The 11,134-nt window shown below is 61.9% G+C and carries 8 protein-coding genes; 6 read left to right on the top strand and 2 right to left on the bottom strand.

Annotation, left to right across the window (positions count from 1 at the left end; all coding sequences use genetic code 11):
• Positions 1-92 precede the first annotated feature (92 nt).
• From FYK55_RS01715 to FYK55_RS01730, 4 genes are read left to right on the top strand one after another with little or no spacing between them, the layout of a single operon-like run.
• Positions 93-989, top strand: a complete 897-nt coding sequence (locus FYK55_RS01715) for a hypothetical protein (protein WP_150074265.1) — start codon at positions 93-95, stop codon at positions 987-989.
• Positions 989-2,680: a formylmethanofuran dehydrogenase subunit A gene (locus tag FYK55_RS01720; RefSeq protein WP_150074266.1), complete on the top strand. Its 1,692-nt coding sequence runs from the start codon at positions 989-991 to the stop codon at positions 2,678-2,680. The genes FYK55_RS01715 and FYK55_RS01720 overlap by 1 nt, the downstream gene beginning before the upstream one ends.
• The gene (gene fhcD, locus FYK55_RS01725; RefSeq protein ID WP_150074267.1) at positions 2,677-3,603 is read left to right on the top strand and encodes a formylmethanofuran--tetrahydromethanopterin N-formyltransferase; all 927 of its coding nucleotides are present in this window, start codon (positions 2,677-2,679) and stop codon (positions 3,601-3,603) included. Before FYK55_RS01720 ends, fhcD begins: the two co-directional genes overlap by 4 nt.
• Positions 3,600-4,394 carry a hypothetical protein gene (locus FYK55_RS01730; RefSeq protein WP_150074268.1) on the top strand — a complete coding sequence of 265 codons (795 nt, stop codon included), beginning with the start codon at positions 3,600-3,602 and terminating at the stop codon, positions 4,392-4,394. Before fhcD ends, FYK55_RS01730 begins: the two co-directional genes overlap by 4 nt.
• A 189-nt stretch (positions 4,395-4,583) precedes the next feature.
• Here the strand turns inward: FYK55_RS01730 and FYK55_RS01735 are convergent, their stop codons facing one another.
• Positions 4,584-4,919, bottom strand: coding sequence for a hypothetical protein (locus tag FYK55_RS01735; protein WP_201743586.1), 336 nt, complete (start codon positions 4,917-4,919; stop codon positions 4,584-4,586).
• 585 nt (positions 4,920-5,504) lie between these two features.
• Between FYK55_RS01735 and floA the strand changes: the two genes are divergently transcribed.
• The gene (floA, locus tag FYK55_RS01740) at positions 5,505-6,587 is read left to right on the top strand and encodes a flotillin-like protein FloA (protein ID WP_235908342.1); all 1,083 of its coding nucleotides are present in this window, start codon (positions 5,505-5,507) and stop codon (positions 6,585-6,587) included.
• Between the two features lie 344 nt (positions 6,588-6,931).
• Here floA and FYK55_RS01745 read toward each other — a convergent pair whose 3' ends face one another.
• Positions 6,932-9,415, bottom strand: a complete 2,484-nt coding sequence (locus FYK55_RS01745; protein ID WP_150074269.1) for a sodium-translocating pyrophosphatase — start codon at positions 9,413-9,415, stop codon at positions 6,932-6,934.
• A gap of 794 nt (positions 9,416-10,209) precedes the next feature.
• Between FYK55_RS01745 and FYK55_RS01750 the strand changes: the two genes are divergently transcribed.
• Positions 10,210-11,055 carry an alpha/beta hydrolase family protein gene (locus FYK55_RS01750; protein ID WP_235908343.1) on the top strand — a complete coding sequence of 282 codons (846 nt, stop codon included), beginning with the start codon at positions 10,210-10,212 and terminating at the stop codon, positions 11,053-11,055.
• Positions 11,056-11,134: the final 79 nt, after the last annotated feature.

Consider the following 11,134-nt stretch of genomic DNA (forward strand, 5'->3'; position numbering starts at 1 on the left):
AGCGACGTCGGGCGCCGCGTCCGGGGGCTGTTGCGATTAAACTGTCGGCGAAAGTATTCTCCCGACCCGGCACCCGCGAGGAGCCCCCGGCCATGCGATTTGCCCTGCTCCCTTTCCCCCGCGCCGCGACCGTCAACACGCTGTGTGGGATCCTCACGTTGTGGTTGTCCGCGAGCTGTGGCATCGCCCGCGTCGATGCGGCTCCACCCGGGTTCGCCGCCGGCGGGCCCGGGGCGACACCAGCCAACGAGGTGACCAATTTCAAAGGCAAGTTGAAGGGCATGCGGCGCGGTGTTGTGATGGTGGAAAAGGAAGATGGCAGCGAAGCGATGGTGATGTTGCCGGAAACGGTGTCGTCCTTCCAGTTTGTCGCCAAGGCTTCGCCGGCGTTCCTGCGACGCGGGATGCTGGTGCGATTCAGCGGTGATTTCGGGCCCGGGGGAATCCCGGTGTCGCCGATTAACAAGGTCACGTTGTTCCAGCCCGTCCCGCTGCAGTCATTGCATGGCCGTGCCAAAGAACAATTCACCCCGGGGGTCCACAGCGATCAGCGGGGCCGCGGCAAGCAGATGATGGCCGGCAAGTTGACGGTGGTCGGTTCGCTGCTCGGTTTGACACCCAACGGGGTGCTGGCGGTCCAGGCCGGAAAGACTCCCGTGCAGATCCCCTTGTCGGCCGACGCCGAACTGCAGATTCAGTACAACAACCTGTCACTGGCGCAACCGGGCGACACGGTCAGCGTCGCCGGCTTTTACCAGCCGCCGAATGAAAACCAGGTGAAAGCGGATCGAATCACCATCACGACCGACCGCGTCTACGGCGAAGCGCCGGCCGAAGAAGGGCAGCGACGCCGTCGCCGGGGCGAGGGTGACGCGGCACCCGCTGATGGAGCGCCTGGTGAGGCAGCAGACGCGGCCGAGGTACCCGGTGATGGGAACGCTGGGCCGAAAGAGGGTGACGGACCGAAGGCGGCTGCAGAACAAGATTGATGAAGACACTGATTCAAGGAGGACACCTGGTCGATCCGTCACGAGAGGTTGATCGCCTGGAAGACATCTGGATCGATGGGGACCGCATCATCGACGGTGCGTCGCTTCGGCCGCAGGACGCCGACGTCGTGATCGACGCGACCGATTGCGTCGTGATGGCCGGCGGGATCGATATCCATACGCACATCGGTGGCGGCAAGCTGGCGATCGCGCGGATGTTGTTGGACGACGTGCTGCAAGCTTCTGCGCGGTCCGCCCAGGAGCCTGCTGGGGAAAGTGCCTTCCTGCCCGTCGCTGCCGTGGCCGCCAAGCGGTATCTGGAAATGGGATACACCGTCGGCTTTGAGCCCGCGATGTTGCCGACCAATGCGCGGGCCGCTCACAGCGAGATGAATGACATGCCGGCCTTGGCGACCGGCGGTTATTGCATCCTGGGCAATGACGACGTCCTGTTGTCGATGATCGCCGATCAGCTGCCCCAGTCGCTGATCAACGACTACGTGGCCTGGATGGTCAAAGCCACGCAGGCCATCGCGGTGAAGGTGGTCAATCCCGGCGGCATTTCGGCCTTCAAATTTGGGCTCCGCGAGTTTGACGTCGATACCCCGCATCCCCGTTACGGCGTGACACCGGCCCAAATCATCCGGGTTCTCGCGCGCGCGACCCACGAGATCGGGCTGGTGCATCCGCTGCATGTCCACTGCAGCAATCTGGGCGTGCCCGGCAACATCGCCTCCACCCTGGCCACAATTGAAGCCGCCGACGGGCTGCCGATTCATTTGACGCACGTGCAGTTTCATTGCTACGGCAACGAGGGTCCCTACCGAATGTCGTCAGCCGCCGAACAGTTGGTTGCCGCGTTGAACCGTCATCCCAACGTGACGGTGGACGTGGGCCAGGTCATGTTCGGCCAAACCGTGACGATCAGTGCCGATTCGATGCACCAGCACGCCAACCGCAAGCGGGCGACGCCGCGAAAGACCGCGCTGGTCGACATCGAGTGCGAAGCGGGCTGCGGTGTCGTCCCGTTTCGGTACCGGCGCCGGCGGTTTGTTCATTCGTTGCAATGGGCCATCGGCCTGGAACTGTTTTTGACGATCGATGACCCCGCTCGCGTGTTCTTGACCACCGACCATCCCAACGGAGCGCCGTTTACCGCGTACCCGCATCTGATCCGGCTGCTCGGCGACCGTTCGTTTCGCGAGACGGCGTTGGCCGAGATTCATCCCGACGCCGCCGCGGCTTCATCGTTGGCCGGCATTGACCGTGAATACTTGGTCCATGAGATCGCCACGATGACACGCAGCGGACCGGCATCGATTCTGGGCCTGGCGGATCGCGGGCATTTGGCCGCCGGGGCGATCGCCGATCTGGCGTTGTATCGTCGCGACGATCAGAACCTGGAAAAAATGTTTCGTTCGCCCGAGCACGTCTTCGTGCGGGGTCAACATGTGATCGATTCCACCTCGTCCGATCGCTTGCGAGCGGTAGCCAGCGATCGATCCAAGCTTCCGCCGCAGACGTTGACAGCGGATCTCGTGTCGAATCCGGAATCCGTCGACGGGTTTGCCGAACGCTTTCAACAACGTTCCTGTTTTGACCTTCGCCGGCTGTGGATCAGCGACGACGAATTGCACAGCGTCATTGGCAGCGAACCGGTCAAACAATTCAGCCGGGGGCGCGAGCGATGAACGATTCCGCCGAGGCCCTCGAGATCAATGGTGTCCGGATCGAGCCGACGTTTGCCGAAGCGTTTGACATGAAGGCCACGCGGCTGGTGATCACCGCCAGCGATGCGGAGTGGGCCGAACAGGCCGCCCGGGCGATCAGCGGGTTCGGCACCAGCGTGATCGACTGCAAATTGGAAATCGATCTTGAGCAACGGCTGACGGCGGCGGAAACGCCGGACGGACGACCGGGGGTTTCCGTGCTGGCTTTCGCCATGTCCGCCGACGAACTGCAGAAACAAATTGTTCGTCGGGCCGGTCAGTGTGTGCTGACCTGTCCGACCACCGCCCTGTTCGGCGGACTGGACCCGGCGGTGTGTCCGAAACGTTTGGCGTTGGGGAAATCGCTGCGATACTTTGGTGACGGCCATCAAATCAGCAAGCTGTTCGGCGGCAGGAGGTATTGGCGGATTCCGGTGATGGACGGGGAATTCATCTGCGAGCACGAAGTCCCCCGCACCGACGGAATCGGGGGCGGGAACTTTTTGTTGATCGCTCGCGATTTGGAATCGGCCAGCCGGGCGGCTCGGGCCGCCGTGTCTGCCATCGAGCCGCTGGCCGATGTGGTGTTGCCGTTTCCCGGCGGTGTGACTCGCAGCGGATCGAAGATCGGTTCAAAGTACAAGTCGCTGGTCGCGTCCACCAACGATGCCTTCTGCCCCACGCTGCGCGGCGTCACGCCATCTCGGTTGGGAGCCGCCGACAACGCGGTGTTGGAAATCGTGCTGGACGGCTTGAGTGAAGCCGCGATCGCCCACGCCATGCGCCAGGGGATTTCGGCGGCGTGTGTTTGTTGCGGCGGCCGAGGGCTGCATGCGGTCACCGCCGGAAACTACGGCGGCAAACTGGGACGCCATCATTTTCACCTGTCCGAGCTGATGTCATGACGCGGTGGGAATTCCGACTGCGCCGGGCGGGACCGGCGCACATCGATGCCTCGTCCATTCACCGAAGTCAGTTGGCTGCGCGGGACTTGGCCCAAATCCAACGGCTTTCCCTGATCGTCGACGGCGTCCCCACCGAACTCGGTGACTGTTTCGACGTTCGCGTTTCCCCGTCCGATTCCGAGCAGATCGTTTTTGAAGGTCCGCTCAGTCACGTCCACGGGTTGGCGACCAGGCATGATCGAGGGGAGTTTTTGATCGAAGGCGACGTCGGAGATTACCTGGCCAGTGCAGCGACGGGCGGCGTGGTCCAGTTGTCAGGCAGCGCGGGTGACTGGGTCGGGGCGCCGCTGGGAGCATCCCGGCTGGGGATCAATGGTGCGACCGTCAGCGTTCGGGGAAGTGTCGGCCGATATGCCGGGCATCGCATGCGGCGTGGTTGCCTGTTGGTCGACGGAGACGCTTCGGAGCTGTTGGCGGCGCTGATGATCGCCGGAACGATTGCCGTCGGGGGCAGCGTTGGTCGCCAGCCGGCGATGGGAATGAGACGGGGGACGATCCTGCTAGCCGACGCCGACTCGATGGTCACGGAATCGGGGGGCGAAGCCAGCCAGCGGTTTACCGAACCCGTGCCGTTCCGAGCCGGATTCTTGCAACTGTTGAATGATGCCGATTTCGACCGAGTCCTGCGCAAAATTGCTGGCGGCGATGAGCTGCCGAAGGCAATTTGGCGGGTCCGGTGCGACCGCAGCGTGGGTGGCCAAGGCGAGCTGCTGTACCCGGCAAGCGAGTAAGCTGGCCAAGTGGATAGAAGTGCCGTCGCCAGACGGCGGCGATGCTGCAGCTTCCACGCTCTGGCGAGCGTGGCCATTTCGAAGTGTCGCCTTGCGGCTTAGTCGCTGCCGTCGCCACGCGTTCTCAGACGACACACAACTTTTCAAGCAACGCGGGCAGCGTGCCTGCGTTGCAGAGTCTTGCCGGTCTCAGGCGCCGAACACTTGGTGCGATCGGTCGCTCGGGTTTTCTCGCCCTTCTTCGACCTGCACGAAGCGCTCACGCCACAGCAACCGCTGCAGCAATCCAGGGCGTCGCAGGTTCGGGTCGTCCACGTTGATCGTGTGGACCTTGCCACGGGCCGTGACCAAGCGGAGCCGGCCGTCGGACAACACGTCGTCGACGACCCAAAACTTGTCGACCACGTAGCGGTAGGTTTCGCCCTTGGGCGATGCAATCACCTGGGCAGCTCGCCGCCCCGGCGTCGAACCTTGTTTGCTTTTTCGATAAACGGCCCAATCGCCGCGTTTCCAATTGCCTTTCATTGCTCCAGTCTCCTCTGGTTCCGCACGTCTCGCCGCTTTGCTCTATCGGCGAGTTGGACGTGTCCAGAACCCGCGATCACCCCAATCACTGACGCCGACACCAAAACAATGTCGAACTTCTGCCAAGTCGCAGCCGCAGGTAGAGCGCCCAGCGGATGCAAACGAAGCCGCTCCATCAGACATCAACCGTAGATAGAACGCCCAAAAAACGATAGTTGAAAATGTACCTGGGGAGCGATTTCCAACCTAACTTCATCGTTTTCTCGTCAAACGGAATGCAAACGGTGCGGATCACGCCGGACGAACCTTTGACAGCATTGCGTTCGCCGGGCCCGCTTGCTCATCGTGCAAAAGTCGTTCCAAAAAAGGCTGCGGCGGCGAGATCCGACCCGCAATGAAGCCCCCCTCAGCACGCGTCGCGGTCGACTGGGCGGACCGCAGGGAGCGATTTGGCGTCTGGCCGGTCACTTGCCAGTCGGTCGTCGTCACCTTTAAGATGGTCGATCGCTGAGACCGGTTCGCCGGACACCCGACCGATCGTCACACGGCCTCTCCCGTCACAAGGCCAGTCACAAGGAACGTGTCATGCTCTTCTCCGTTTCGCCGTCGACAGCTTCTCCCGCCGTTGTCGGTTCTTTGATCGGTGATTCTCCGCTGGGGCCGATTCCCGCGCTGGCGCTTTCCCCGTTGCCGCTGGCCAACACCGCGTTCTACGCCGCGTTGATCGCGGTTGGCGGATTTGTGTTTCTGGTATTCGCCGCGATCTTCGGGTTCTTTGCCCTGCGGTACGGCAAGCTATGGATCCAGGCGTACATGTCGGTTGCCGACGTCAGCGCGCCGAGCCTGATTCGGATGCACTTCACGAAGGTCAATCCGAACGTCATCGTGCAAGCCAAGGTGATGGCCGCCCAAGCCGGATTGGACATCAGTCGCAAAGCCGGGATCAGCACGCGACGCTTGGAAGCTCACTACCTGGCCGGTGGGAACGTGATGAACGTGATCCATGCGATCATTGCCGCCCATCGAGCGGAGATCCCGTTGGATTTTGATCAGGCGGCAGCAATCGATCTGGCCGGACGTGATGTCTTGGACGCCGTCCAAACCAGTGTCTATCCCAAAGTCATCGATTGCCCCGAGCCGAGTCGCAGCGGGAAGACAACGCTGAGCGCGATCACCAAGAACGGAATTGAGCTTCGTGTGCGAGCCCGCGTGACGGTGCGGACCAACCTGGAACAACTGATCGGGGGTGCGACCGAAGACACGGTGATCGCTCGCGTCGGTGAGGCCATCATCAGCTCCATCGGTTCCGCCGAAACCCACTTTGCCGTGCTCGAGAACCCGGACATGATCACGCGGGTGGTGTTGGAGCGAGGGTTGGATGCTCAGACGGCCTTCGAGATCGTTTCGATCGATATTGCCGACATCGATGTGGGCGAAAACATCGGCGCCCGTTTGCAGAGCGACCAGGCCGAAGCCGACACCCGCGTCGCCCGGGCGCAGGCGGAACGCCGTCGCGCCGAGGCGGTTGCCGAGGAGCAGCAAATGCGTGCCAAGGTCGCCAGCAACCGGTCGCATCTGGTGTTGGCCGAAGCCGAAGTGCCGTTGGCCATGGCCGATGCGTTTCGAGCCGGACGCATCAGCGCTCCGGAAAACGGGACGGTGAATTAGCCGGACCGCTGTCCGTTCCTGTAGCCACGCTCGCCAGCCGTGTAGCCATTCTCGCCAGACTTGTAGCCACGCTCGCCAGCCGTGTAGCCATTCTCGCCAGACTTGTAGCCACGCTCGCCAGAGCGTGGAGATGTGGCGTACGTCGCAAGCTCCTCAGCGCACCCCCCGCTCGGACGAGCGGGCAGCTTTATTTCACCCTCCTTTCCAAAGAGGGTCGAGGGGAGGATTGCCTCGCCTCTCGCTGAACCGGATTGCTGTCGCCGCTTCGCGGCTGGTGCCGTTTTCGGCAGCCGTTTCCGTCGGCATACGGTGACGCAGGGGGCTGTCGCCGCCTCGCGACTGGATTAGAACACTCCCATCGCGACCAGGGAGTAGCGGACGATCAGACCGGAGACCACGACGCTGACCATGCTCATCAGCTTGATCAGGATGTTCAAACTGGGGCCGCTCGTGTCTTTGAACGGGTCGCCGACCGTGTCGCCCACGACGGCTGCCTTGTGGGAATCGCTGCCCTTTCCACCGTACTGCCCCGACTCGATGTATTTCTTGGCGTTGTCCCAGGAACCGCCGCTATTGGACATGAACACGGCAAGGCAGAATCCGCTGGTCAGACAGCCGGCCAGCAGCCCAACGACGCCGCCGACACCGAGCAGCAAACCGACCAGGATCGGCAGCAACAATCCCAGCAGGCTGGGGAGAATCATTTCGCGCTGGGCCGCTTTCGTGCTGATCGAAACCGGGCGGGCGTAGTCGGGTTTGACGCTGCCATCGAGGATCCCCGGGGTCTCGGTAAATTGTCGCCGCACTTCCAAGACCATTCCTTGGGCGGCGCGCCCCACCGACTTCATGGTCATCGCGCAAAACAGGAAGGTGCTCATCGCGCCCAGAAAGACGCCGACAAGGACTCGTGGATTCATCAGCGTCGCATCGTAGAACGTCAGGAAGTCACGCAGGGTTGCCCGGTCGATCGCGACCACGCTGGCGCCGGATGTTTCCAGAAGACCAAATCGAGACTCTTCGGACGGCCAGGTGAGTGCGGCGTCCAAACGTTCTCGATGGGGAATCTCTCGCCACCGGTTGATACCTTCCTCGGCGAGCGTCGGCGATTCCAAAACCAGAAAGACTTGGCTGGTGTCAGCGTCCCGACGAACGATGATGGTTTCGTTGATCTTGTAGTGGCCGTCGTCACTGACCGACGCGGCGACATCGGCGCCCCAGCGGACGAAGCCGTCACGCACGCCTTCGACATAGGCCGCCAGCAGGGCCAGGGCGGTCAGGGCTGCCGATCCGATTGCGAACCCTTTGCCGGTGGCGGCGGTCGTGTTGCCCAAGCTATCCAAGGCATCGGTTCGGTTGCGGACCGTTTCTTCCAGTCCCGCCATTTCCGCGTTGCCACCGGCGTTGTCGGCAATCGGTCCGTAGGCGTCGGTTGCCAGGGTGATTCCCAAAGTGCTCAGCATCCCCACGGCTGCGATCCCCACTCCGTAAAGCCCCAGCGGAAAGAAGCTTTGGTCGTTGAAGTTCCCGCCGTTGGCAAAGCCGAAAGCCATCAGCATCGCGCCGCAAACGACCAGCACGGGTACCCAGGTGCTGTTCATGCCGTCGGCAATGCCGTTGATGATGATGGTTGCCGGCCCGGTTTCCGCCTGCTGGGCCAGGTCCTGCGTCGGTTTGAATTCATCGCTGGTGGCGTACTCGGTCCATTTTCCGATCAGCCAACCGGCGCCCAAGCCCACGATGATGCTGATCGCCAAGCCGGGAAGCACGCCAAACAACATCGTTCCGGGGACTTTCGGCATCAGCAACGACGTCACGACGAACGCGGCAACGATGACCAGCAGCGCCGCCAAATTGATGCCCTTGGCCAATGCGTTCAGCAGCGCCTTCTGCGACAGTTCTTCGCCGGTTCGCACCGCGTAAATCCCGATGATCGACAGCAGAATGCCGGTGGCAGCGATCGCAAGTGGAAGCATCATCGCTTGCAGTTGAGCCTGGTAGGCCTGCATGCCGTCGGGAATCACCGACGGTGAGCTGAACGCCGCCACGCCCAACGCTGCTGCCGCCAGGATCGACCCACAGTAGGACTCGTACAGGTCGGCTCCCATCCCCGCGACATCACCCACGTTGTCGCCGACGTTGTCAGCAATCGTCGCGGGGTTGCGTGGCGAGTCCTCCTTCATGCTCTGTTCGACCTTGCCCACGAGGTCCGCTCCCACGTCGGCCGCCTTGGTGAAAATGCCGCCGCCAACCCGGGCAAACAGCGCCTGGGCACTGGCTCCCATGCCAAACGACAGCATGGTCACTGAGATACTGGCCAGGTTGGGCGGTTCGGTCTGGCCGGTGAACATGGGAACCAGCCAGAACAGGATTGCAAACCACAGGCAGATGTACAGCAGCCCCAGTCCGACAACCGTCAATCCCATCACGGCTCCGCTGCGGAAGGCGACCTGCAAGCCTTCGTTCAAAGACCGCTGGGCACCCGCGGCGGTCCGGCTGCTCGCCTGCGTCGCGGTCTTCATCCCGAACCATCCGGCCAACCCGCTGAAGAACCCGCCGGTCAGGAAGGCGATCGGTGTGAACGCGCTCAACAATTTGAACTGAAGCGAAGCCAGCGCCAGCAGTGCTGCGACGACCAGAAAGACGATCGTCACCCACGTGTATTGCTGTTTCAGGTAAGCGTCGGCGCCCTGGCGAACACTCGCGGCGATCTCACGCATCTCCGGCGTGCCTTCGTCCTGATTCATCATCTCCCGAAAGAATCGGTAGGCCCAAACCAGAGCAACCACCGAAGCCAACATCGCGAAGAGCCAAACGACCAAAACCAACATCGCTCCAATCCTTAAACCGTGGTGAGAAACTTTCGTCGCACAGGCAAGATGAATCCGATCAGGCGGAACAAACCGGTGCCCTCCGGTCCGGTCTCCCGTCTGCGATTCCCCAAACGCATCCGGCACCTCTGATTCAACGGTCGCGTCAGCACCGCTCCGGGCAGAAAACCTTCCGAAGGGGAGAATACCTTCCCGACCGGGACGATGATACAGCAATCGGCGCCCGTGGTGGGCGGCGGACGTTTGGGCTGCAGGATTGGTGAGGGCGTCGTCCGCGGATCGGTTGCCACGCGTCGGCGTGGTCTTGGCCAGATCGGAGCGCCCACGGCGTGGCACAGAATCTGCCCCATGTGTTGCAAAGAGATTGTCAGCGGACGCTGCGCCGTTCCCAGATCATCGGTGAGTTCTGCTCTTCGGTGAATTCTGCCGGCGGGCCGGCAGTCAACTGCCAAGGGCTGACAGCTCCAAGCACGGTCAATCGGAGCACCGTGAAATCAAGCTTCCTTCCTTTTAACGGAGACCGTCGTGGTTCAAACGTTTCCTGGCCCCTTTGAATTGGCCCTGGTCGGATTGCTCGCGTTATTGGTGGTCGCAGTGCTGAGTGCTGCAATCGTTCTGATCTTTCGAAAGTCCAATCATCGTTAGCTGGACAGCGTCCGTTGGAAGTCGCTACGCTCGCCAGAGGATGGAGATTACTGGGTTGCCACGGTCTGGCGACGATGGATCCATCGAATTCGTGACAAACCAACATTCCGCTTCCCGCATCCAAACCGCAACTCGGGCGACATCAGCCGGTGAAATCATTTTCGACCAAAGCGTATCGTGTGAAGTTCCCGGGCGGCCTGCCGGGCATGGAGTTGACCGGAATCGTGGATCGTCCGGATCCCGACGACGGCGGTGCGGACGGATGTCCCGTGGCCGTGTTTTCGCACTGCTTTACCTGCAACAAGGATTTGAAAGCGACGGTTCGGATCAGTCGTGCACTCGCCAAACTTGGTGTTGCGGTGCTGCGTTTTGACATGATGGGGCTTGGCGGTAGCGGTGGCAACTTTTCGGAATCGAATTTCACCACCAATCTCGCGGACCTGGCGGCCGCGATTCGTTTCGCCGATCAGGAGTTGGGGCCCGTCACCGCGCTGCTGGGACACAGCTTTGGTGGCATTGCTTCCTTGGTGACCGCATCCCACGCGACCGACGCCGACGCGGCTCCCCTGCAGAAGCTGGGGTTTGTGGCGACCTTGGCGGCTCCCAGTGACACGCGTCACTTGGCGACGTTGCTGGCACGCATGTCGCCGCAGATCGAATCCGACGGTGTGGGGACCGTGACGATCGGCGGGATCACTTGGAAGATTCGCCGACAGATGCTGGAAGATTTTCGAAAACACGATGTGACGAAGTCGATGGCGCAGGTCACTTGCCCGGTCCTGCTGTTGCATTCTCCGGTGGACGAGACGGTCGGCTACGAACACGCCTTGCGTTTGATGTCGTTGATCCAGACCCCTCCCGGGGACCCGGCGGAACCCGTGCGACCGGTCAGTCTGGTCACGTTGGCGGACGCGGATCATCTGTTGGCCAAAAATTCCCGGGACTTGCAATTCGTTTCCCGATTGCTGGCCATCTGGTGCCACCGCCACCATTGATCGACGTGTCGTCGTTCGCAACGCGAAAGTAGCCGCGTCCCGGCCATCACGCTGCAAGCATTCACTTTGCCAAATCCGC

It is taken from the genome of Roseiconus nitratireducens (genome assembly GCF_008629675.1).
Classification (GTDB): domain Bacteria; phylum Planctomycetota; class Planctomycetia; order Pirellulales; family Pirellulaceae; genus Stieleria; species Stieleria nitratireducens.